Annotated in this window: 21 protein-coding genes, 1 rRNA gene and 1 riboswitch; of the genes, 1 reads left to right on the top strand and 21 read right to left on the bottom strand. The window is 49.4% G+C overall.

Features of this window, described 5'->3' with window-relative positions; genetic code table 11:
* Positions 1-2: 2 nt before the first annotated feature.
* The 19 genes from pcrA to purE all read right to left on the bottom strand — a co-directional run bounded on the left by pcrA (position 3) and on the right by purE (position 21,904).
* Positions 3-2,219 carry a DNA helicase PcrA gene (gene pcrA, locus KNO90_RS12215; RefSeq protein WP_214742726.1) on the bottom strand — a complete coding sequence of 739 codons (2,217 nt, stop codon included), beginning with the start codon at positions 2,217-2,219 and terminating at the stop codon, positions 3-5.
* 38 nt (positions 2,220-2,257) lie between these two features.
* A complete protein-coding gene (gene pcrB, locus KNO90_RS12210; protein WP_215113700.1) occupies positions 2,258-2,938 on the bottom strand; it encodes a heptaprenylglyceryl phosphate synthase in 681 nt (226 codons plus the stop codon).
* Positions 2,939-3,027: 89 nt separating this feature from the next.
* Entirely contained in the window at positions 3,028-3,261 is a 234-nt protein-coding gene (locus tag KNO90_RS12205; protein WP_214742724.1) for a hypothetical protein, read from the bottom strand.
* Between the two features lie 12 nt (positions 3,262-3,273).
* A complete protein-coding gene (locus KNO90_RS12200; protein WP_214742723.1) occupies positions 3,274-4,656 on the bottom strand; it encodes a TrkH family potassium uptake protein in 1,383 nt (460 codons plus the stop codon).
* A gap of 35 nt (positions 4,657-4,691) precedes the next feature.
* Complete coding sequence (locus KNO90_RS12195) at positions 4,692-4,997, bottom strand: YerC/YecD family TrpR-related protein (RefSeq protein ID WP_214742722.1); 306 nt, start codon at positions 4,995-4,997, stop codon at positions 4,692-4,694.
* A gap of 67 nt (positions 4,998-5,064) precedes the next feature.
* The gene (locus KNO90_RS12190) at positions 5,065-6,807 is read right to left on the bottom strand and encodes an adenine deaminase C-terminal domain-containing protein (protein ID WP_215113699.1); all 1,743 of its coding nucleotides are present in this window, start codon (positions 6,805-6,807) and stop codon (positions 5,065-5,067) included.
* A 181-nt stretch (positions 6,808-6,988) separates the two neighbouring features.
* Positions 6,989-9,277 (bottom strand): bifunctional diguanylate cyclase/phosphodiesterase, encoded by a 2,289-nt coding sequence (locus tag KNO90_RS12185; RefSeq protein ID WP_215113698.1) that lies wholly within the window; start codon positions 9,275-9,277, stop codon positions 6,989-6,991.
* A gap of 90 nt (positions 9,278-9,367) precedes the next feature.
* Positions 9,368-10,621: a phosphoribosylamine--glycine ligase gene (purD, locus tag KNO90_RS12180; protein WP_215113697.1), complete on the bottom strand. Its 1,254-nt coding sequence runs from the start codon at positions 10,619-10,621 to the stop codon at positions 9,368-9,370.
* A gap of 14 nt (positions 10,622-10,635) precedes the next feature.
* Entirely contained in the window at positions 10,636-12,156 is a 1,521-nt protein-coding gene (purH, locus tag KNO90_RS12175) for a bifunctional phosphoribosylaminoimidazolecarboxamide formyltransferase/IMP cyclohydrolase (RefSeq protein WP_214742718.1), read from the bottom strand.
* Complete coding sequence (purN, locus tag KNO90_RS12170) at positions 12,153-12,731, bottom strand: phosphoribosylglycinamide formyltransferase (RefSeq protein ID WP_214742717.1); 579 nt, start codon at positions 12,729-12,731, stop codon at positions 12,153-12,155. The genes purH and purN overlap by 4 nt, the downstream gene beginning before the upstream one ends.
* Positions 12,728-13,762, bottom strand: coding sequence for a phosphoribosylformylglycinamidine cyclo-ligase (gene purM / locus KNO90_RS12165; RefSeq protein WP_214742716.1), 1,035 nt, complete (start codon positions 13,760-13,762; stop codon positions 12,728-12,730). The genes purN and purM overlap by 4 nt, the downstream gene beginning before the upstream one ends.
* A gap of 12 nt (positions 13,763-13,774) precedes the next feature.
* A complete protein-coding gene (gene purF, locus KNO90_RS12160; RefSeq protein WP_214742715.1) occupies positions 13,775-15,184 on the bottom strand; it encodes an amidophosphoribosyltransferase in 1,410 nt (469 codons plus the stop codon).
* Positions 15,160-17,379 (bottom strand): phosphoribosylformylglycinamidine synthase subunit PurL, encoded by a 2,220-nt coding sequence (gene purL, locus KNO90_RS12155; protein ID WP_215113696.1) that lies wholly within the window; start codon positions 17,377-17,379, stop codon positions 15,160-15,162. The genes purF and purL overlap by 25 nt, the downstream gene beginning before the upstream one ends.
* The gene (gene purQ, locus KNO90_RS12150) at positions 17,363-18,043 is read right to left on the bottom strand and encodes a phosphoribosylformylglycinamidine synthase subunit PurQ (protein WP_214742713.1); all 681 of its coding nucleotides are present in this window, start codon (positions 18,041-18,043) and stop codon (positions 17,363-17,365) included. The genes purL and purQ overlap by 17 nt, the downstream gene beginning before the upstream one ends.
* A complete protein-coding gene (gene purS / locus KNO90_RS12145; RefSeq protein ID WP_214742712.1) occupies positions 18,040-18,282 on the bottom strand; it encodes a phosphoribosylformylglycinamidine synthase subunit PurS in 243 nt (80 codons plus the stop codon). Before purS ends, purQ begins: the two co-directional genes overlap by 4 nt.
* A complete protein-coding gene (purC, locus tag KNO90_RS12140; RefSeq protein ID WP_215113695.1) occupies positions 18,279-18,983 on the bottom strand; it encodes a phosphoribosylaminoimidazolesuccinocarboxamide synthase in 705 nt (234 codons plus the stop codon). Before purC ends, purS begins: the two co-directional genes overlap by 4 nt.
* Positions 18,984-19,032: 49 nt before the next feature.
* Positions 19,033-20,325: an adenylosuccinate lyase gene (gene purB, locus KNO90_RS12135; RefSeq protein ID WP_215113694.1), complete on the bottom strand. Its 1,293-nt coding sequence runs from the start codon at positions 20,323-20,325 to the stop codon at positions 19,033-19,035.
* The gene (gene purK / locus KNO90_RS12130) at positions 20,322-21,416 is read right to left on the bottom strand and encodes a 5-(carboxyamino)imidazole ribonucleotide synthase (RefSeq protein ID WP_215113693.1); all 1,095 of its coding nucleotides are present in this window, start codon (positions 21,414-21,416) and stop codon (positions 20,322-20,324) included. Before purK ends, purB begins: the two co-directional genes overlap by 4 nt.
* Positions 21,416-21,904 (bottom strand): 5-(carboxyamino)imidazole ribonucleotide mutase, encoded by a 489-nt coding sequence (gene purE / locus KNO90_RS12125; RefSeq protein ID WP_214742709.1) that lies wholly within the window; start codon positions 21,902-21,904, stop codon positions 21,416-21,418. Before purE ends, purK begins: the two co-directional genes overlap by 1 nt.
* 68 nt (positions 21,905-21,972) lie before the next feature.
* A riboswitch (purine riboswitch) is annotated at positions 21,973-22,074 on the bottom strand.
* Between the two features lie 146 nt (positions 22,075-22,220).
* On the opposite strand from purE, the gene KNO90_RS12120 reads away from it, so the two are divergent.
* Positions 22,221-22,691, top strand: coding sequence for an NUDIX hydrolase (locus KNO90_RS12120; RefSeq protein ID WP_215113692.1), 471 nt, complete (start codon positions 22,221-22,223; stop codon positions 22,689-22,691).
* 42 nt (positions 22,692-22,733) lie between these two features.
* Here KNO90_RS12120 and KNO90_RS12115 read toward each other — a convergent pair whose 3' ends face one another.
* Both KNO90_RS12115 and rrf read right to left on the bottom strand, forming a co-directional pair.
* The gene (locus tag KNO90_RS12115; protein WP_015880702.1) at positions 22,734-22,925 is read right to left on the bottom strand and encodes an NETI motif-containing protein; all 192 of its coding nucleotides are present in this window, start codon (positions 22,923-22,925) and stop codon (positions 22,734-22,736) included.
* An 87-nt stretch (positions 22,926-23,012) separates the two neighbouring features.
* Positions 23,013-23,099 (bottom strand): 5S ribosomal RNA (gene rrf / locus KNO90_RS12110); the annotation flags it as partial.

Below are 23,099 nucleotides of genomic sequence, written 5' to 3'. Positions count from 1 at the left end.
CCTCACGCTTTTTCGATAGGGGCAAATTTAGCCAACAGGCGCTTGATCCCGACTTCGGGGAATGCGATGTCGACTTCGAGTTGGTCACCTTCTCCACGTGTCTGTACGACCGTCCCTTGTCCCCATTTCTTATGATTCGCTTTGTCACCGACATTCCATCCGACCGTTTCGGCGCCGGATGATTGGGCAAGCTTTGGTTTTGGTTTCGAACTAAAGCCATTCACCGGCAACTTCCCTGGTGACTCGACCGGGTTCCATGGCATCGGTTTTCTCGCCTTGCCAGAACGTTCCAACAACGTTTCCGGCAATTCATGAAGGAATCTGGATTCCGGGTTGTTTTGGAAACGACCATACAACATCCGTGACTGAGCACGTGTCAAATAGAGACGTTTCTCAGCACGCGTGATTCCAACATAGGCGAGGCGACGTTCTTCTTCCATCTCTTCCTCGTCGTTCAAGGCACGACTATGTGGGAAGAGTCCTTCTTCCATTCCGATTAAGAAGACGACCGGGAATTCGAGTCCTTTGGCCGAATGGAGCGTCATCAACGTGACTTGATGCGACTCATCGACCTCATCGAGTGAATCGAGGTCAGAGACGAGCGTCAAATCCGTGAGGAAGGCGACGAGCGTCTGTTCGTCACTTTCTTTCTCGAAGTTTTGGGCGACCGACAGGAACTCTTGTAAGTTTTCGAGTCGGCTTTCTGCTTCAAGCGTCTTCTCGATTTTGAGCATCTCTTCATAACCCGTCTTCTTCAATACTTCCTCAACGAGTTCTGAAATGGAGAGATAGTCCGCCATCTGACGTAAATCCATCATCATCTGACGGAAGTCCGCAAGTTTCGTCGCCGTACGTGGGGCAATGCCTGAGAGTTCGATGTCACGAATCGCATCCATGAGCGAGACACCTTGCATGTCCGCAAAGTCCCCTAGTTTGTCAATCGTCGCGGCACCGATGCCGCGTTTCGGTTCATTGACGACACGAACGAACGAGATGTCCTCATCCGGGTTGGCAATCAAACGCAAATACGCCAAGACGTCCTTGATTTCTTTTCGCTCATAGAACTTCGTCCCGCCGACCATCTTGTAAGGGATGTTCGACTTGAGGAGCATTTCCTCGAGACCACGCGACTGGGCGTTCGTCCGATAAAGGACCGCCATCTGACCATAGTCCATTCCTTCCATCTTCAGCTCTTTCATCTGGTTCATGATGAAGAACGCCTCATCGCGATCGTCTGATGCGACGTGGAGCAACAATTTCTCCCCTTCGTCGTTTTCAGTCCAAAGATTTTTATCTTTGCGCGAAGCATTGTTTTGGATGACACCGTTCGCCGCCTCCAAAATCCGTTTCGTCGAACGATAGTTTTGTTCGAGCAAGATGACGTGGGCGCTCGGATAATCTTTCTCGAACGTCAGAATGTTAGCGATGTCTGCACCGCGCCACCGATAGATGGATTGATCTGAATCCCCGACGACACACAAGTTCTCGTGCGCCTGCGCGAGAAGTTTGACGAGCGTGTATTGGGCACGGTTCGTATCCTGATACTCATCGACATGGATGTATTTGAATTTCTTCTGATAGAACGCCAACACGTCCGGTGCTTCTTGGAACAAGTGAATCGTCTTCATGATCAAGTCGTCAAAGTCGAGCACGTTGTTTTGTTTCAGCTTTTTCTCATACGCTGTGTAGACGTCCGAGATGATGCGCTCGTAAGGATTATTCCCGACGAGTGCAGCTGCATCCTTCGCTGTACGTAGTTCATTTTTATGATTCGAAATCATCCCGAGAAGGGTACGCGGTTCGTACTTCTTCGGGTCGAGGTTCAATTCTTTCAATACTTGTTTGATTGCCGTCAATTGGTCCGATGCATCTAAAATGGAAAAGCTACGGTCATACCGGATACGGTCGATATCTCGGCGTAAAATCCGGACGCACATCGAGTGGAACGTAGAAATCCAAATATCTTCAGCGACTCCACCGACAAGGCGCGCAATTCGGTCTTTCATCTCTCGCGCCGCCTTATTCGTGAACGTAATCGCCAAAATGTTCCATGGTGCCACTTGCTTCGCCGCCATCAAGTAGGCGACACGGTGGGTCAAAACACGCGTTTTTCCAGACCCCGCTCCCGCCATAATCAAAAGAGGACCATCGGTATGTTTGACCGCTTCTGCCTGTTCCGGGTTCATGCCTTTGACTAATTCTTCGCTAAGATTATACATAATTGATTCCTTCCTTATTCCAAACGTTTGTTCTTATTTTATCGGAGTACCTGCACAGTCGCAAGTGCTCCGTCTAAGTCTTCATAAATGATATTACCAACAACGATTGTGTCGACATGCTCACTCATCAATCGAGCTGTCTCCTCCCCATCAATCCCGCCACCATAAAAGAGATGGGCATCGGGCAACGCCAGACGAATCTCTTTGACGACATCTACTTGTCCAAACCGTCCACTATATTCGATATAAAGGGATGGGAGACGAAACAGATGATGTCCGGCTTCCGCATAGGCCACCACCTCTTCTAAAGATAGATCACATTTTGCTTCTGTCACTTGCGCGACTTTTGCATCCGGATTTAAAACGAGATACCCTTGAGCCGTCACAAGACGGGAATCAAAGAAATGGCCGTACCGTTCAAACGCACGCACGTGATGTCCGATGATCCATTCCGTTGTCCCTGCATTCAACACAGTCGGTACGAAGTAATGATCGAATCCGTGGATAACCTGACTTGGATGGCTAATCTCGAGCGCGACCGGCATTCCTGCATCTCGGACTCTCGCATAAAGCGCAAACGTGTTTTCCGCATCCACTCCATCCGTTCCTCCAATCAAGAAGGCATCCGTCCCCGAATGAATGAGGGCATAAAGCGCCTCATCTGTGAGCGATTTATTTGGATCTAGTTTAAATACATGGCGCCACGTTTGAAATTCCAACTCGTCCCCTCCTATCGAATCCTTCTCTAGTGTATCGATTTTTTTCTTTGCGTGCATCTCCCCAATAAAAAAAGACTTGCCGAAGCAAGTCACGAACGTGCCGTACGATTCCGTTCCCGATCTGTGAGCCATTTCGCTACAAGCAAAGCGAATAGACCGTATACTGGTACGAACCAAAGCGGATTTGCCAAAAAGAATCCGAGTACGGGGATATCCAGTAACGGAGAATCTGGTGAACAGAGTGCTGTTCCGTTGACGACAGCGATGAATGGGAGGACTGGAACGATAAAGACATATCCAAAGTTGATCCAAAATGCTTTCATGTGACAATCTCCTTATCCTAAGATGATTGATTCTTTCGGATAGTTATACATCCGCTTCGGCTGTCTCCGTTGCAAGATGAGAATGAAGGCGATGACACCGATTCGTCCAATGAACATGAGAATCGTCAGTACCCATTTCCCGACGTTACTAAATTCGGAAGAAAGTCCGACCGATAATCCCGTCGTCCCGAACGCAGAACATGCCTCGAATAAGATCCGCGTCAATGAGGCATCTTCAAAGTAAGCCATGACCATGACGCCAGATAAAAGAACAGCGAGTGAAACGGTGATGATTACGAACGCTTTCCAAATATCTTCAAGAACAATCTCTCGACCAAAAATTTTAATCGACGAGTCTCCACGGATGAACGCGACGACACCGAGTACGGCTACAGCAAACGTCGTCGTTCGAATCCCTCCACCGACAGAAGATGGCGAGGCCCCGATGAACATGAGAATCGATAAGAGCAACATGCTCGCTTCGGAGAACAGATTGACATCGACCGTCGACAGACCGCCGTTTCGTGTCGTGACGGACTGGAATAATGAATCTGATAACGCCAACCAGAGCGGCAAGCCTTCGAACGCATTATTGTATTCAAAGATGAACAATCCGACCGTACCAACAGCGATTAAAATAAAGAATGTCGAAACTGTCAGTTTTGTAAATAACGAGAAACGACTTGGGAACGTGTGACGTTTTCGTGTGATTCGACTCACCAAGTATGTCCGAATCTCAACAAGTACCGGGAAACCGATGGCACCACCAGTCATGAGCGCGATTTGCGTGAAAATGACGAAGGGGTCCTCTCGGAACGGCGCGAGCGAACTACCTGTAATATCAAATCCGGCGTTCGTCGTCGCACTGACCGACCCGAATAATCCTTGTAAGAAAGCCTCTCCGGCGGTATCAAAATAATTTAAGTAGTGGACACCGAGTAAGACGGCGCCGACCGCCTCGATTGCGATGACGGTGATGACGATTTCCGTGATGTATTTGACGATCCCAGACATCGATGTCTGGTTTTGGTCACGTAAAATCAGTTGTCGCTCCCGGAACCCGATCCGCTTCCCAAGCAAAATCCACATGATGACGTGTAGACTGATCAATCCGACACCGCTCACTTGGACAATGAATAGGATGATGAATAAACCGAACGTGGAAAATGTATCGGTGACCACGATTGGGGTCAGTCCCGTGACACTGACACAGCTCACCGCAAAAAAGACGAGATCGGTAAACGTGATGGTCACACCGGGTTTATGGGCGATTGGTAAGGCGAGGAGCAACACGGACAAAATCGCCGCCGCACTATAGATCAACACAAGTGTTTGAACCGGTGTTAAGTTTCGAAAGAACAGTTGTAAGTTCCGTTTCATGAATTTTTGTTGCATCTTGCCCCTCCCCTCCATCAAAAACAAGATGACTCTTACGAGTCACCTTTTGTTTGTTGTAGACGTTCAAGAGCAAGATCATATCCGCCTGTCCCATAGTTCAAGCATCGCTTCACACGTGAAATCGTTGCGGTTGAGGCGCCAGTCGCATCCTCAATTTTATGATACGTGTTTCCTTCACGTATTTGCCGCGCCACTTCAAGTCGCTGCGCAAGTGCCTGAACTTCATTGACAGTCGCTAAATCATCAAATAATTGATAACAGTCTTCGAGCGTCTCGAGCTTCAAAATCGCTTCAAACAATTGATCGAGCTCTCGACCTCGTAATTTATCGAGTTGCATCCGCAAGCATCCTCTCTACTCATACTTCTTTCTCATTCTAAAGCAGGGGCGCCCCGGACTCAACTATTCATCGCAAAATCGCAGGAAATAGTACCTGTTTCTTCATGACTTCATAAATTCCAAGAGGTGTCGCCCGAACATAAGGTAAATGGGTAGAGGCTAAAAAGAGTAACGTGTAGATCGGATCTTCGAATTGATAACCTCTCGCCACAAGTTCATCCCGTAGCTGTTTCTCTTGACCGATGAGCGTTTCAAGTGGGTCCGTCGATGTCATCCCACAGAGTGGCAATGGAATCTCGGCAATGATTTTTCCTTGATCGACGAGAACAATCCCGCCTCCAAGTTCGTTCATTCGCTCAAACGCCTGTAACATATCTTGTTTGCATTTTCCGAGAATCAAATAGTCCCCACTGATCGAGTACGAACTGACGAGTCCACCGAAATCTCGGGCGAACCCTTTTAGGACTGTGTTCAATCGCCACTTGCCTTCTTTATCAAGCAACATGAGAAACGATTCGTCTCCATCCCGCGGTAGTTCATCTTGACCCGTGTCATGCGTAATTTTAAACAGCTTCATGATGACCGAGTTGACCATATCGAGTCCGACAGGCATGCTGAATGACAAGTCTTGTGGCGTCAGTTCGATGGAAACGTCTGTCGACGGCATCATGTCGAGCACCGCTTCCACTAATTCGTTCGGGAATAGCGATTCACCGTCCCGATAAATCCATTGTCCTTTCGCAATGACAGCTGTCGGACGCGGTTCCTCGATTGCGTCCAAAATGTTCAAATGCGCGATTCGGCCCGGCGCAATCGCACCTAAAATATGATCGAGGTCGAAATGACGTGCTACATTATGCGAAACAATTCGGTACGCCTCGATGGCCGGTAGCCCTGCTTCGATCAAAATTCGGACGAGGGCATCCTGCATGCCGTCCTCATAAAAGCCCGGTGTCGAGCCGTCCGTCGTCACCATAAGATGGTCGAACGCCGTCAATCCGTTCGCCAATAGGTCACGAATCATCCCTGGCAGGTCCGGTCGAATCGAGGAATGGCGTAGCGTCGTCGTATAACCTAGCTCTAGTCGATTGAACGCCTCTTCCGCCGTCATCGCCTCATGGTCGCTGTGTACTCCCATCAACGCCATTTTCGTCAATGTCTTAGGAGATGCCCCCGGAAAGTGCCCTTCGACTGGCAGCCCACACGTCTCGGCATCGAGCATCCACTGAAGCATCTCATCATCGCCCTTCAAGGCGCGTGGCCATGCCGTCAGTTCTCCTGCCATCACGACATCTGGATGGTTGAACCACTCGTGGACGCGTTCAGAGTCGACCGTAACACTCTCCCGATCCAGTTCGGTCTGCGTATCGAGTCGTGCCCACCAATACGTACTCGTTGGCAATTGTTGAATCGCTTCAAGTTGCGCAAACGCTTGCTCTTTCTCTTGTAAAAAAAGCAGCATGTTGTCATTGACGAGCGTCGTCGTTCCACGCTCCCCTGCATATTTCGACAACGTCGCCGGATTGTATAATTGGAATGGATGAGCGTGCGGCTCAATGTAACCTGGTACGATATATTTCCCTGTCATATCGACCGTTTCGACCGCTGATTCTGGTAGATCTGGACCGACATACACGATGCGATCTCCCTCAATCCAAATATTCGCCGTTCTCCATTGTTTCACGTAGACGTTCAAGTACGTCGCATTCTGTAAGACGAGCGAAGGTGGCCGTAATCGATCTACGACTTCAAGTTGTGAACGAATCATCACTTTAGACCACGGTGCCCGCGCCGTTCTTTTTGTTGGCATCGAACCCAATCCTCCCTTTTCCCTTTCAAAGTTATTAAAAAATAGTTTTGAAAGCGTTTTCTTTCCCTGTTTCAAGTTTACCTTTTCTCTGAATGGGTCGCAAGTTATGTTCCCTATTGTAACAAAATTCACATATATTTTTCACAAAAAAGGCGGCTCTTCCTATGAAGAGCCGCCTACCTCAAATTTGAGTCATGACCGTTTTACGTAAATAGAGGTGTAGTTCGTTAACCGGAATCGGTTTGCTATAGTGATAGCCTTGAATAAGTGAACCACTATATTCTAATACGAACGCGAGCTGTTCTGGCCGCTCAACCCCTTCCGTGACAATCTCGAGTCCTAGTGTTTGGAACGTTTGATAGAGGCCCTCTAACAAGGCACGGTCAAACTTGTTCTCAGGAATACCTTTCACGAAGTTTTGGTCAATCTTAACGATATCTAGATGAAGCGATTGCAGGAATGAGAGTGAGGATGTTCCGACACCAAAATCATCGAGCGATATTTTAACGCCCATTCCTTTCAATGCTTGGATGAACTGTTGAAGTTCATACACGTTTCCTCCAACTTCACTCTCTGTGATTTCGACATGCAATCGATGCGGCGGAAATCCTGTCTTCATCAGTGTTTCCTCTAACGCTTCTAAAAATGAATCGTCTAGAATTTGACGCTTCGATACGTTGATTGACAAGAACAAGTCAAAGTGTTCGATATATTCTTGGATTTCAGTGATGGCATGATTGAGCACCCAGCGCCCGACATCTGAAATCAGACCTAGTTGTTCCGCGACTGGAATAAAGACGCCCGGAGAGATGAACCCTTTCGTCGGATGGTGCCAACGAATCAACGCTTCTACCCCTCGTACCTGAAACGGTTGCGGAGAGACAATCGGCTGATAATACAGTTCGAACTCATCATGGCGCAACGCATAGCGAAGATCCCGCTCCATCTCGAGCGCCTGCAAGTAGTGACTCCCATCTTCAATCTCTTGATAGGAGAGGATTTTATCTTTCCCTGATACTTTCACCTCGTGTAAGACGACATCGAGTCGTGCCATCATCACTTCATATGAGTGATGCGATGGTTCAATCAATTCATCAATACCGATACTCAAGGTCAAATGATTCATGCCTTGCTTCAAACCCCATTCACGCAAATCCTTCACTAGTTGATTGGCGACAATCAGTAACTCTTCGGTCGTCCAATCTGGATGAATCAAAATAAACTCGTCGGCACCAATCCGTGCCACAAACCCATCTTCTTTATAAAACATCAATCGAGACGCAAAGAACGTCAGCATCGCATCGCCCGTGCGTTGACCGAATTGATCGTTGATTCGTCGGAAGTTATCGAGATCGATTCCCATGACTCCAATTGATTTAGACGATTCAGGCAAATTCATAAACATCTCTTCGACCGCTAACCGGTTCGGAAGACGCGTTAAGGAATCGCGGAAGGCTCGCGTCAACGATTCTTTTTGGGTCTGTTCAAGGGCATCTAGCACTTCGTTCATGCTGACAGCCATCTCTTCAATCTCATCTTGTTGATTCGGCTGCAATCGAATCCGCAAACGGCTATTTCGTTCTTTCGTGATCGATTTCAGTTCGTTGACGATGCGCATTAACCGTTTCGTGATAATCTGATTCACCGTCCAAAATAGTGTCAACAATAGACCAAGACCTAGAACGACCAGACCGAACATACCTGTTTCTAGCATTGTCTGCGTATTCGTATAATACGTGCGTTTGACTGAAAAGTTGAGTTCCCAGTTCGCATCCTGATAGACGGACTGAAGCGGTAACGAAACACGGGAAAATTGTTCGTCTTGGTCAACCGTCAATTGTTGGTGAGACAGTGGACTGATCGATAATTTTATTTTTGCTTGGGCGCTCATCGCTGACATGAAATCCGGACCAATTTTTTGAATCAGGACAAGCGTGCCACCGGGATCGCCCGTTCCATCACTTTTTACAATCGGATGGCTCATGAAAACGACAGGGCCGAAGTCAGTCCCATATACCGCACTTTGCGTGACACCAGACGAGTTCACATAACGTATTAATTCATTTGTGAAAGCATTCTTTTCCTCTTTACTGTCCAACTCATAAAATTGATTGAATTCGGAATAGACAACCTCTCGATTTTGATCGAGAAAAATCATCGCACCGACTCCAAGATTTTCAAGGGTATCTGTCCCCATATTATTCTCAACAAATGCTTCATTTCGATTTTGAACAAAATCATAGGCGTTCGTCCAGACTGACCAATCGACAAGGATCCGTTCGAGCATGAGACGGTGATTGGCGAACACTTCCGATACACTCTCGATTTGATCACGAGTCATCGCCCTGTCCTGTTCAATACTTTTCTCTACAAAATACGGTTTGATGACGAATAAAATGACACCGATGAAGAGTACGATGTTCACGGCGATCGCAATAAATAATTTTGTTTGAACACGCAGGCCGACCACCCTCCTTCTTCAAGCTACTTTATTATTGTAGAACAGGATGTCGGCATTTCCTTTTTTTCGCATGAAAAAAAGGATGGGTTGACCCATCCTTTAAATAATGTGTTCAAACGCTCGTGCCCCGATATCAGACCGATAGAACGTTTCAGGTAAATCGAGTTGCGAAATTGCCTCATAAACAGCCGTTTTTGCCTCAGATAGTGTCGGTTTTGTCGCCGTCACAACAAATAGACGACCTCCGCTTCCTACGACTTGGTGATCCTTCTTTGTCGTACCGGCATGGAAGACTAGCACATCTTTCGAAAGTGACTCAAATCCTGATAACACCTGACCCGTGATTGGTCGGTCCGGATACCCTTCGGCCGCGATGACGACACCCATCGTATATCCGTCGACCCACTCAACCGGATACGACTCTTGACGAACGACCGCTTCAATCACGTCTAGGAGCGGTGATTTCAGGTTCGGCAAGATGACTTCCGTCTCCGGGTCACCGAAGCGTGCATTGAATTCGATGACTTTCGGTCCATCCGCCGTCAAGATGAGACCGGCGTACAAGAATCCTTCAAACGACGTCCCTCGTTTGACCATCGTTTGTGCGAGCGGTTTTAATACGGTCTCAACCGCATCCTCATACACGTCCTTTGTCAGATGTGGCATCGGGCTATAGGCGCCCATACCACCCGTGTTCGGTCCCTTGTCGCCGTCATAGGCTCGTTTATGATCTTGCGAGGTGATCATCGGAATGACACACTCTCCCGAGACGAACGCCATGAGTGAAAACTCTTCCCCGTCGAGGAACTCTTCGATGACGACTTGTGACTGTTGACCAAATTTATCCGTCGTGAAAATATCACGTACGGCAGCTTCCGCCTCTTCGACCGTGAACGCGACCGTGACGCCTTTACCGGCTGCTAATCCATCCGCCTTGACGACGAGTGGTGCCCCAAGCTTCTCGATATAGGCAAGCGCCGACTTCACATCCGTGAACGCCTCGTACGCTGCTGTCGGAATCCCGGCTTCCATCATGACTTCTTTGGCGAACGCCTTGCTGCCTTCGAGTAAGGCAGCTGCTTTCGTCGGTCCAAAGATGTTCAGTCCTTTGGCACGGAACGTATCGACGACCCCTGCCATGAGCGACGATTCAGGTCCGACAATCGTCCATCCAATCTCGTTTTCTTCTGCGAAATGGGCGAGCGCCTCCACGTCTGTTTCATGGATTGACACACACGTCATCCCTTCCATGAAGTCGTTGCCCGGTGCAACGAAGACGTCATGCCCGTCTTGTTTCAACTTCCATGCGAGCGCATGCTCGCGTCCTCCTCGACCGATGACCAATACGTTCATGACGCGAACCCCTCTCAGTGTTTGAAATGTCTGACTGATGTGAATACCATCGTGATGCCATGGCGATTTGCCGCTTCAATCGATTCGGCATCGCGAATCGACCCACCCGGTTGGATGATGGCCGTGATTCCTGCCGCTGCTGCCGCTTCGACCGTATCTGCCATCGGGAAGAAGGCATCACTTCCGAGAGCCGCGCCTGTCGCGCGTTCCCCCGCTTGTTCGAAGGCGATTTTTGCTGCGCCGACACGGTTCATTTGTCCGGCACCGATTCCAATCGTCGTTTCGTCTTTTGCGACGACGATGGCGTTTGACTTCACGTGTTTGACGACGCGCCATGCCAGTTTCAAGTCTTCCCATTCTGATGCTGTCGGACGACGATCCGTCACGATTTGGCACGCTGCATCATCAAGTGTCATGTCATCGCCATCTTGTACGAGCAATCCTCCCGCGACAGCCGTAAGGCGCATGCCTGTCATCTGTCCCATATCTAACGTTAAAAGGCGGAGGTTCTTCTTCTCTTTCAATCGGTCAAGTGCTGCCTCACTAAAGGATGGAGCAATGATGATCTCTAAAAAGATGTTGCGAAGGGCATCTGCCGTCTCGATGTCGACCTCGCGGTTCAAGGCGACGATTCCGCCAAAGATGGAGACCGGATCCGCTGCGTGTGCACGTTCAAACGCCTGATGAATCGTTTGTCCTACCGCGACACCACAAGGATTCATATGTTTAACGACGACAGCAGCCGGTTCGTTCAATTCACTAAGTGCTTCAAGTGCTGCATTCGTATCTTGAATATTGTTATACGAGAGCTCTTTCCCGTGTAATTGTGTCGCATTCGCAAGCGTCATCCCGTCATATAAAGGTGTCTTATAAAACGCCGCTTGTTGGTGTGGGTTCTCCCCATAACGAAGGTCTTGAACCTTCTCATACGTGACCGTCAACTGTTCTGGGAACGTTTCGCCGATTTGACGACCTAAGTAGTCGGCAATCAACGCGTCGTATGCCGCCGTGTGACGAAACGCTTTCGTCGCAAGACGCTGACGTGTCTCAAACGATGTGCCGCCACCACGTACTTCATCGGCGACGAGTGTGTAATCGCTTGGATCAACGACAACCGTGACGCTCGCATGGTTCTTCGCTGCCGAACGCAACATACTCGGTCCACCGATATCAATATTTTCAATCGCTTCTTCGTATGTCGTATTCTCTTTCGCAATCGTCTCCTTGAACGGATACAGATTGACCACGACATAATCGATTGGTTCGATGTGATGATCTTTCATTTGCGCGACATGCGTATCAAGGTCACGACGTCCGAGCAAGCCCCCGTGAACGAGTGGGTGCAACGTTTTGACACGGCCGTCTAACATTTCAGGGAACGATGTCACTTCCGAAATGTTTTTGACTGGTAATCCCGCCTGCTGAAGCGCCGCCTCGGTCCCACCTGTTGAAATGAGCTCGATGCCCGCCTCATGCAAGACGGTTGCGAGTTCGACAATGCCTGTTTTATCAGAAACACTTAATAATGCTCTCACTTGAAAACCTCCTGTTGATTCAACACTTGTTGTAATACGCGCGGATACAGTTGATGCTCGATCGTTTGAATGCGACGTGTCGCCTCGGTGCGGTCACATCCTTCAATCTCGACAGACGCCTGTGCGATGATCGGACCCGTGTCCATCCCCGCATCCACATAATGAACCGTCACACCACTCGTCGGCACGTTGGCGTCAAGCGCCTGTCCAATCGCGTCTTTACCCGGAAAAGCAGGTAAAAGCGACGGATGGATGTTTAAAATGCGGTTCGGATATGCGGATAGTAACACATTTCCAATCAAGCGCATATACCCCGCTAAGACAAGATAGTCCACTTGCAGCGTATGGAGAAGAACGAGAATTTCTTCCTCGAACTCCTCTTTCGACGCGTACGCTTTCGGTGTAAATGAAAAACTTGGAATCCCATGACGTTCCGCACGATCAAGAACCGTAGCTTCTGGTTTGTCCGTCACAAGCAACACGCATTCGGCAGACAAATGACCATCGGCGATCGCTTGCCAGATTGCTTCGGCGTTACTTCCCGATCCTGACGCAAAGATGGCAAATCGTTTCATTGGTCCACTCCTGAGATTCGAATTCCTGGACGACTCTCGACTTTACCGATTCGGTACGCAGTCTCCCCGACACGCTCGAGCGCCGCTTCAACGAGTTCCACCTCTTCAGCTCGTACCGTAATCATATAACCGATCCCCATATTGAAGACGTTGAACATCTCTTGCTTCGAAATATTTCCGACTTGTTCGAGCCAGTCGAATACAGGAAGACTCGGCCAACTCGACGCATCGAACGTGATTCCGAGACCTTCTGGCAACATGCGAGGGACGTTCTCATAGAATCCACCACCCGTGATGTGTGCCATCCCTTGAACCTTACCTGTCGAAATCGCCGCTTTCGCCGCTTCAGCATAAATCCGTGTAGGCAAAAGCAAGGCGTTCCCGAGGGTCGTATCGAGCATCGCAATCTCATCCGTATAATGAAGACCTTGCGCTTCAACGATATGACGTACAAGCGAGAACCCGTTCGAGTGGACGCCTGAAGATGCAAGGCCGAGTACGATGTCTCCATCCTGAATCGACGAACCGTCGAGCAAGTCTTCTTTCTCCACAACACCGACCGCAAATCCAGCGATGTCATATTCGCCATCCGGATACATTCCTGGCATCTCAGCCGTTTCGCCACCGACGAGCGCACAACCGGCTTGGACACATCCTTCGGCAACGCCGGCGACGATGCGCTCGAGCTTGGCCGGTTCTGCTTTTCCGGTCGCGATATAGTCGAGGAAATAGAGCGGTTCTGCTCCATGCACGAGACAATCGTTGACGCACATGGCGACGCAATCGATTCCAATCGTGTCATGTTGGTTGAGCGCGAACGCCAATTTCAGCTTCGTCCCGACCCCGTCGGTCCCGCTCACGAGAATCGGGTGTTTCATGTTCATCGAACCGAGATCAATCATCGCTCCGAAACTACCGAGCCCTGTCATCACTTCCGGACGCATCGTCCGAGCGACATGACGTTTCATACGGGATACGGCCTCGTACCCCGCTTCTAAATTCACACCCGCTTGTTCATAACGAACGCTCATCGCTTTTCCCCCTTAAGCCTTTGTCTCTGTCACGAGTTCTGCAAGTTCAGTCGGATAAAGTCCCGTGAAGCATGCAGCACACTGCCCGCGTAACGCTCCTTCAAACGGACGATCGATGGCTTCGACCGTTCCGTCTAATGTGAGGAACGCTAGTGAATCGGCACCAATCTCTTCTCTGATTTCTTCAATGGATTTGGTTGCCGCAATTAACTCTTCCTTGGTAGATGTATCGATTCCGTAGTAACACGGATGTTTGATCGGCGGTGACGTGATGCGCACATGCACTTCCGTCGCGCCTGCCTCTCGAAGTAACGTGACGATTCGGCGACTCGTCGTTCCACGGACGATAGAATCATCGACCATGATGACGCGTTTCCCGTTCACGACACCGCGTAACGCTGACAACTTCATTTTCACGCCGCGCTCTCGTAATTCCTGGGACGGTTGAATGAACGTCCGTCCGACGTAACGGTTTTTAATGAGTCCCATTTCGTAAGGAATTCCGCTCGCCTCAGCATAGCCGATTGCCGCAGAAATACTCGAATCCGGCACACCTGTCACGACATCCGCTTCGACCGGTGCTTCTTCAAACATCTTTTTCCCCATGGCCTTACGTGCCGTATGCACGTTGATGCCATCGATGATGGAGTCCGGTCGTGAGAAGTAGATGTATTCCATTGAACACATGGCACGGACGGCCGCTTCACTGAATCGCTCTGACGTGATGCCTTCGCTCGTGATCATGAGCAATTCTCCTGGCTCAACATCCCGTACGTACGTCGCCCCCACGACGTCAAACGCACACGTTTCCGAAGCGAACACGTAAGCCCCGTCTTCAGTTTGACCGAGTGACAATGGACGTAACCCATGCACGTCGACACCGACGTACAATGCATCTTCCGTCAAGAATAGGAATGCGAATGCCCCGACGAGACGGGCCAAGCTGTCGGCGATCCGTTCTTTCAATGAATTGCCGCGACTCCGCTTGATGAGGTGGGCCACGACTTCCGTGTCGGAAGTCGTCTGGAAGATCGCGCCTTCCGCTTCGAGCATATGTTTCAATTCGTTCGCATTCACAAGGTTTCCGTTATGCGCCATCGCCAAATCACCAGTCAACGACTTGAAGTGAAGCGGCTGAACATTCTCGAGCGTGTTGCCGCCAGCCGTCGAGTAGCGGACGTGCCCAATCGCATGGTTCCCCGTGAGCGTGTCGAGTGATGTCTCATCGAACACTTCGGTGACGAGTCCGAGTCCACGTTTCGCATGGAGACGTTCTCCGTCTGCCGTGACGATTCCCGTTCCTTCTTGCCCACGGTGCTGCAAGCTGTGCAGTCCGTAATAGGCAAGGTGTGACGCCTCGATGTGACCGAACACACCGAAGACGCCGCATTCCTCGTTCATGCCTCGGATGTCATATAACATGGAATAGCTCCTTCCCATACACGCTCTAACTCTTGTACATCCATTTCAATCAAGCGGTCGCTTGCACGAACGACAAGAGTTGATGCTTCTGTAACTGTCCCGATTGCTGTTCCGTTCGTCATGCTCGCGAATGACTCGGCATGTGCCTTGTCGACCGTCACGAGGAAACGTGACTGTGATTCACTGAATAGCGCCGTCACGAGATCTGTGTCAATCGTCACGTCCATGCCGAACCCTGTTCCAAAGACCAGTTCCGGTAACGCTGCCGCAAGACCACCTTCTGATACATCATGTGCCGCCGTGACAAGGCCTTCACGGATAGCGTGAAGCAACGCCTTTTGTGTCTGACGTTCTTCTTCAAGATTGAGTGTCGGCGCATGACCGCTCACTTTTCCGTCTTGCAACATCTGAAGGGCACTTCCGCCAAATTCCGCTTTCGTCTCACCGAGTAAGAAGACGACGTCTCCCGCTTGTTTCGCAAACGATGTCGTAATATGTTCTGGTTTCTCGATGAGTCCGACCATTCCAACGACCGGTGTAGGGTAGATGGCTTGTCCGTTCGATTCGTTATAAAGCGAGACATTCCCACCGATGACCGGCGTATCGAGCGTCCGACAAGCTTCTGCCATTCCTTCGACGGCTTGGTCGAGTTGCCAGAACCCTTCCGGTTTATCTGGACTCCCGAAATTGAGGCAGTCCGTCAAAGCGAGTGGTTCTGCACCACTTGCGACGATGTTTCGAGCCGCTTCCGCGACAGCGATGGCTCCACCGACACGTGGGTCGAGATAGACATATTTCGCGTTGCAGTCTGTCGTCATCGCGAGCGACTTCTCCGTCTCACGAATGCGAATGACCGCGGCATCACTACCTGGTGCGACGACTGTCGACGTTTGTACCATATGGTCATATTGCTCATACACCCAACGTTTCGAGGCGATGCTCGGCATCGCAAGGACGTCTTTCCATGTCGCCATCACATCTTCGACGATCGGTGCGACCGGCTCCATTGCTTGGAAGGCTTCATAATATGCTGGGACTTTAGAAGGCTTATGATAAACCGGTGCATCTTCTGCGAGTGCGTCGACCGGTACTTCCGCTGCGACTTCTCCTTGATGAACGAGACGAAGTACTTTTTCTTCAATGACTTCCCCAACTTTGACTGCATGAAGTCCCCACTTCGTGACGATTGCTTCGATTTCGTCTTCATGTCCTGCTTTGACGACGAGGAGCATCCGCTCTTGCGATTCCGAAAGCATCATCTCGTAAGGTGTCATGCCAGTCTCACGTTGTGGGACGAGGTCTAGGTTCATCTCGATTCCCATTCCTGCTTTTGATGCCATCTCTGCTGACGATGACGTCAATCCGGCTGCGCCCATGTCTTGAATCCCGACGAGTGCCGGATGTTTGATGACTTCGAGACACGCTTCGATCAAGAGCTTCTCCATGAACGGGTCTCCGACTTGAACGGCTGGACGTTTCTCGTCTGCGTCTTCTCCGAGTTCTTCAGAAGCGAACGTGGCACCATGGATTCCGTCGCGCCCTGTCGTTGCTCCGACGTACATGACTGAGTTTCCGACACCTTCCGCGATTCCTTTTTGAATGTCTTCATGGCGGATGAAGCCGACACACATTGCGTTGACGAGCGGGTTGCCTGAGTAGGCCGGGTCGAATGCGACTTCCCCACCGACAGTCGGGATGCCGACACAGTTCCCGTATCCAGCGATACCGGATACGACATGACCGAATAAATGTTTCACACGTGATTCGTTCAAATCTCCGAAACGGAGTGAGTTCAATAAAGCAATCGGACGGGCGCCCATCGAGAAGATGTCACGGATGATTCCGCCCACCCCAGTAGCCGCTCCTTGATAAGGCTCGATCGCGGATGGATGGTTATGACTCTCGATTTTGAAGGCGACGGCTTGACCGTCTCCGATGTCGACGATTCCAGCCCCTTCTCCTGGTCCTTGTAAGACGTGCTTGCCGGTTGTCGGAAACTTCCGGAGCACCGGTTTCGAGTTTTTGTACGAACAGTGTTCAGACCACATGACCGAGAAGAGACCGATTTCTGTATAATTCGGTTCCCGGCCAAGCAGTGAGACGACGAGCGCGTATTCGTCGTCCGATAATCCCATCGTGGCATAAATCCGTTCATCACGGATTTGTGTAGCTGTCGGTTCAGTTGTAAGTAACATGTCGTGCCCCCCATTTTACGATTGACGTGAATAACCGTTTACCGTCTTCTCCACCGAGCAACGCTTCGACCGCACGCTCCGGGTGTGGCATCATGCCGAGTACGTTTCCTGCCTCGTTCGTGATGCCGGCGATGTTTTCGACCGATCCGTTCGGGTTCTCTTTATAGGTGAACGCAATCTGGCCATTTGCCTTCAATGTCTCGAGTGTCGTCTCGTCACAGTAGTAGTTGCCCTCACCGTGTGCGATTGGCACGCGAATCGTTTCCTGTACCGCATACTCACTCGTGAACATCGTCTCATTGTTTTCGACGACGAGATCGACGGTCTTACACATGAATTTCAAATCGCGGTTTCGCATCAATACGCCTGGAAGTAACCCTGCTTCGACGAGCACCTGGAAGCCGTTACAAACACCGAGTACCGGGCGTCCTTCTTCCGCGAAACGCTTCACCTCAGCCATGATTGGTGAAAACTGGGCGATTGACCCACAACGCAAGTAGTCTCCGTATGAGAAACCGCCTGGTAAGAGGACCCCATCGAATCCTTCAAGTGAGGTCTCTGTATGAAACACGTATTCCGCTTCTTCCCCGAGCACATCTTTTACCGCGTGGTACATGTCGAGGTCACAGTTTGATCCTGGAAAGACGATGACCGCAAACTTCATGCGAGTACCCCCATCTCGATTTCATAATTCTCAATGACCGTATTGACGAGTAACTTCTCACACATTTCTTTGACCATGTCTTCTGTCGTGTCGTCCGCTACTTGAAGCTCGATGACTTTCCCGATCCGCACCGATTCAACTCCAACGAATCCGAGATGTTCGAGTCCGCCCTTTACGGCAACTCCTTGTGGGTCGAGTACACTTTCACGTAATGTCACGTACACGTTTACTTTTTTCATTGTCCGTTTCCCCCTATGCGTGTTAACAATTGTCCATACGTCTCAGTCAAAGAACCTAAATCGCGACGAAATACGTCTTTATCAAGCTTTTGTTTTGTCTTTTTGTCCCAGAGACGGCACGTATCCGGTGAAATCTCATCCGCTAAGATGATCGTTTCGTCCACTTTCCCGAACTCTAATTTAAAATCGATTACGTCGATGCCATGTTGACCAAAGAAATCGAGCAAGACGTCGTTCACCCAAAGACCTAGTTGTCGCAATGTTTCGACTTCTTTGTGTGTAGCAACTTGCAATAACCGGATATGATCTTCCGTGAGGAGTGGGTCCCCAAGGGCATCGTCCTTATAATAAAACTCGACAATCGGCGCAAGGAGCGGTGTTCCTTCTTCCCAACCGAGGCGTTTCGCTAGACTACCGGCCGCGACGTTGCGGACGACCACTTCTAACGGAATGATGTCGACACGACGAACCAACTGTTCTCGTTCCGAGATTCGTTTAATAAAGTGCGTCGGGATCTTGTTGTCATGCATCAATTCGAACAACTGGGTCGTGATGGCGTTGTTTAAAATCCCCTTCCCATCAATCGACTCTTTCTTTTCTCCATTGAATGCTGTCGCATCATCTTTGTAGTACACACGAAGCACACCTGCTTCTTCTGTCTCAAATAACGCTTTCGCCTTGCCTTCATAAATTGCTTTCATCTGAACCGTTCCCCCTTAAAAGTGAGAGGGGCGTATCGCCCCTCAACGATTACAAACCACAGCGTTCAAAAATTGTATCGACACGACGTACGTGATAACGCGGGTCGAACAACTCATCGAGCTCTTCACTCGTAAAGAGTGCGCCCATTTCTTTGTCTTCTTCAATCAATGTCCGGAACATTGTCTCTTCTTCCCACGCTTGCATCGCTTTCGGTTGAACCGCATCATATGCCGCTTCACGTGACCACCCCTTCTCGATGAGACCGAGTAAAATCCGTTGCGAGAAGATGATTCCAAACGTACGGTCCATGTTGCGACGCATGTTCTCCGGGAAGACCGTCAAGTTCTTCACGATATTGCCGAAGCGATTCAACATGTAGTTAAGGAGAATCGTCGCATCCGGGATGATGATGCGTTCTGCTGACGAGTGCGAGATGTCACGCTCATGCCAGAGCGGAACATTTTCGTAAGCCGTCATCATATGACCACGAATGACGCGTGCAAGACCCGTCATATTTTCAGAACCGATTGGGTTACGTTTATGCGGCATCGCAGACGACCCTTTTTGTCCTTTCGCAAAGAACTCTTCCACTTCGCGTGTCTCTGTTTTTTGAAGTCCACGAATCTCGGTTGCCATCTTTTCAATCGATGTGGCAATCAATGCGAGTGTTGACATGTACTCGGCATGACGGTCACGCTGGAGTGTCTGTGTCGAGATCGGTGCAGCTTGGATACCGAGCTTGTCACAGACATATGACTCGATGAACGGATCGATATTTGCAAACGTTCCGACCGCTCCGCTCATCTTCCCGAATTCAATCGTTTCGCGAGCTGCCATGAAACGTTTTTTGTTCCGTTTCATCTCTTCATACCAGAGGGCGAGCTTCAAACCAAACGTTGTCGGTTCTGCGTGCACGCCGTGTGTGCGTCCCATCATGATGTCATACTTATGTGCTTTCGCTTTTTCTGCAAGAATACCGATGAAGCGATCTAAATCGGCCTCTAAAAGATCATTGGCTTGCTTGATTAAGTACGAGAGTGCCGTATCGACGACATCCGTCGACGTCAAGCCGTAATGTACCCACTTTTTCTCTTCTCCGAGTGTCTCGGAAACGGCACGAGTGAACGCGATTACATCATGACGTGTCTCTTGTTCAATCTCTAGAATGCGATCCACATCAAACGATGCCTTGTCCCAAAGGACTTGGACATCTTCTTTCGGGATGATGCCGAGTTCACTCCAAGCCTCACAGGCATAAAGTTCAACTTTTAACCAAGCCTCGAATTTGTTTTGGTCAGTCCAAATGTTTGCCATCTCTGGGCGGGTGTAGCGTGAAATCATAAAACGGTCTCCTTCCAAATTGCCAGTTGTTCGATGGTATGAAGCGCTTCTTCGACCGTGTCAGCAAGGACGTTCAAATGTCCCATTTTGCGACCTGTCTTCGCTTCATCTTTTCCATACAGATGTAGTTTAACATTCGATGGCAATGCTTTGACATTGAGTCGTTGCATATGTTCGCCGAGAAGATTGACCATGACAACCGGAGTGGTCAGTGTAGTTCGTCCGAGACGCATCCCCGTAACGGCTCGAATGTGTTGTTCAAATTGTGAGGTCTCACATGCGTCAATCGTGTAGTGTCCAGAATTGTGGGGACGCGGTGCGAGTTCGTTTACGTAAAGGCGACCATCTGGCATGACGAACAACTCGACAGCGAGTGTCCCCATTAAACCGATATGATCGGCGAGCTGGAGTGCGAGGTGTCTCGCATCTTCTTGAATCTCACCTGCCACACGAGCTGGTACGATGGAGAGATGTAGGATGTTGTTGTGATGAATATTTTCACTGATCGGGAACGTCGACGTTTCTTCTTCTCCTCGTGTCACAATGACGGAGATCTCTTTTTCAAACGGCAACCAAGCTTCAGCGACATATTCTTGTTCGGTGAACTGTTCAGTGAACGCCTGAACATCCTGTTCCGTCCGGATGACCGTTTGCCCTTTTCCGTCATAGCCGAAGCGACACGTTTTGATGACAAATGGTAAGCCGAGCTTCTCATATGCCTGCCGTACATCTCGAACGGTACGAACTGAAATATATGGCGCGACTCGTAACCCAGCAGATTCAATCATTTGTTTTTCTAAGATGCGATGTTGCGTCGCCTTCAACACGTCCATACCTTGTGGACACTTCTCTTCGATGGCTGCAATCATTTCCGTGTCGATATTCTCGAATTCATACGTCACAACGTCTGAACGAGCAGCGAGTTCTTTTGCGGCATCGACATCATCAAATGAGGCAACAATTGAATCAGCCACTTGAGCAGTCGGTGCATGTGGGTTTGGATCGAGACAAAGCGTCGTGTACCCCATTGCACTCGCACTGAGTGACATCATCCGTCCAAGTTGTCCTCCACCTAAAATTCCGATTCTCATCAGACCAACTCCTCCGTTCCTCGCATCGCCATCTCTTGTTTCTTCTCCCGAAATGCATCAAGTCGATGTGTTATGTCTGTGGAGTGGATGCTCAGGATTTGAGCAGCCAATAATCCTGCATTCGTTGCTCCCGCTTTACCAATCGCAACAGTTGCTACTGGAACTCCTGCAGGCATCTGCACAATGGAGAGGAGCGAATCCATTCCATTGAGTGCTTTCGACTGTACCGGGACACCGATGACAGGAAGTGTCGTTTTCGCAGCGACCATTCCAGGAAGGTGGGCTGCCCCACCAGCACCCGCAATGATCACTTGAATGCCTCTGCCTCGTGCCTCTTCAGCATATTCGAACATAAGGTCTGGTGTACGGTGAGCTGATACGACTTGTTTTTCATATGGAATCTGTAACTCATCTAACACGTCACATGAATGTTTCATCGTCTCCCAATCAGATGAGCTACCCATGATTACTCCAACGACTACGTTCATTCCAAATGTCCCCCTTACAAAAAGAAATCCCTAAACCGACAATCAGTTTAGGGTATAGGCATGACAAATACACGTCCGCTACACCCCATAGTCTGATCAGAATCGGTGATCAGGTAGAAACTTGCAAGCCATTTCCTTGCGATTATATGGAGCACTATTTATTTTTCTTATCTCACACGCCTATCGTACCTTGTTCTTTGAAAACATGTCAATAAACTGCGAACATTTTAATTGTCTGAATATTTATCGTTCGCCTTTTAGATGTAATCTGCACAATCTTCTCCGATAATGTATGCTATTGAAAAGGGGGAGTTAGATGAGTTACATATCGAGTCTTAGAGAAGTGATTGGCAACCGCCCGATCATCAGTGTTGGTGCCACTATTTTAGTCATCAATCAAAAGAAAGAGGTACTGATGCAATATAGATCCGATACGCTTGATTGGGGTTTACCAGGAGGATCGATGGAACTCGGGGAAACATTGGAAGAAGTCGCTACACGAGAATTGAAAGAAGAAACCGGACTTCTCGCTGAGCACTTCGAATTAATTCAGGTTTTTTCCGGGGAAGATGGTTACTTTAAATATCCGAACGGAGACGAGACATATGGTGTCATTCATCTATACCAGGCAAAAGGAGTACATGGAGAGCTCGCCATGGAAGATGGGGAAAGTTTGGCTCTTGAATACTTTAGTAAAGAGAACCTTCCTAAAAAGATAGAAAAACGAGCTCAAACTTTATTGGACGCGCTTGGAGACCGATGCTTTGAACGCGAGCATTCATTTTGAGTATGTAAAAAGCCGTCACACAGATTGTGTGACGGCTTGGCATTAGGATTCTTTAGAGACGCATTCAAATAAAATCGATTGATGGGAATGGACAGGTTCATCTTTGGCTCCCGTTTGCTCAAAGACGGGCTTTTCAATGCGGCGTATAGGACGATAACCCATTTCGTTGATTCGATCTAAACATTCGCTGACCGTTTCATTTGGTTCGACATATACTTTGATCTTCTTAGCCATTTCTTCTTACGTCCTCTCTTCCACTAAGCTGAATCGATGATATGAAAAAACGGCGGCCCTTGAGCGAATGCTCCAGAACCACCGTTTGCCTGGCAACGTCCTATCCTCACAGGGGGAGATCCCCCAACTACTTTCGGCGCTGAGACGCTTAACTTCCGTGTTCGGCATGGGAAC

The sequence above is a fragment of the Exiguobacterium sp. s63 genome, from assembly GCF_018617335.1.
In the GTDB taxonomy this organism is placed as follows: Bacteria; Bacillota; Bacilli; order Exiguobacteriales; family Exiguobacteriaceae; genus Exiguobacterium.
This window is presented reverse-complemented; position numbering and strand designations above follow the sequence as displayed.

Coding starts and splice junctions, on each gene's coding strand:
- purN (WP_214742717.1), bottom strand. CDS start 12,731: ATGAAACGATTTGCCATCTTTGCGTCAGGATCGGGAAGTAACGCCGAA.
- purL (WP_215113696.1), bottom strand. CDS start 17,379: ATGTTACTTACAACTGAACCGACAGCTACACAAATCCGTGATGAACGG.
- purC (WP_215113695.1), bottom strand. CDS start 18,983: ATGAAAGCAATTTATGAAGGCAAGGCGAAAGCGTTATTTGAGACAGAA.
- purB (WP_215113694.1), bottom strand. CDS start 20,325: ATGATTTCACGCTACACCCGCCCAGAGATGGCAAACATTTGGACTGAC.
- KNO90_RS12190 (WP_215113699.1), bottom strand. CDS start 6,807: ATGCCAACAAAAAGAACGGCGCGGGCACCGTGGTCTAAAGTGATGATT.
- pcrA (WP_214742726.1), bottom strand. CDS start 2,219: ATGTATAATCTTAGCGAAGAATTAGTCAAAGGCATGAACCCGGAACAG.
- purD (WP_215113697.1), bottom strand. CDS start 10,621: ATGAACGTATTGGTCATCGGTCGAGGAGGACGCGAGCATGCGCTCGCA.
- KNO90_RS12120 (WP_215113692.1), top strand. CDS start 22,221: ATGAGTTACATATCGAGTCTTAGAGAAGTGATTGGCAACCGCCCGATC.
- purM (WP_214742716.1), bottom strand. CDS start 13,762: ATGAGCGTTCGTTATGAACAAGCGGGTGTGAATTTAGAAGCGGGGTAC.
- KNO90_RS12115 (WP_015880702.1), bottom strand. CDS start 22,925: ATGGCTAAGAAGATCAAAGTATATGTCGAACCAAATGAAACGGTCAGC.
- purQ (WP_214742713.1), bottom strand. CDS start 18,043: ATGAAGTTTGCGGTCATCGTCTTTCCAGGATCAAACTGTGACCTCGAC.
- KNO90_RS12205 (WP_214742724.1), bottom strand. CDS start 3,261: ATGAAAGCATTTTGGATCAACTTTGGATATGTCTTTATCGTTCCAGTC.
- purK (WP_215113693.1), bottom strand. CDS start 21,416: ATGAGAATCGGAATTTTAGGTGGAGGACAACTTGGACGGATGATGTCA.
- KNO90_RS12200 (WP_214742723.1), bottom strand. CDS start 4,656: ATGCAACAAAAATTCATGAAACGGAACTTACAACTGTTCTTTCGAAAC.
- purS (WP_214742712.1), bottom strand. CDS start 18,282: ATGAAAAAAGTAAACGTGTACGTGACATTACGTGAAAGTGTACTCGAC.
- purE (WP_214742709.1), bottom strand. CDS start 21,904: ATGAACGTAGTCGTTGGAGTAATCATGGGTAGCTCATCTGATTGGGAG.
- purF (WP_214742715.1), bottom strand. CDS start 15,184: ATGTTATATGACATCCGAGGCATGAACGAGGAATGCGGCGTCTTCGGT.
- KNO90_RS12195 (WP_214742722.1), bottom strand. CDS start 4,997: ATGCAACTCGATAAATTACGAGGTCGAGAGCTCGATCAATTGTTTGAA.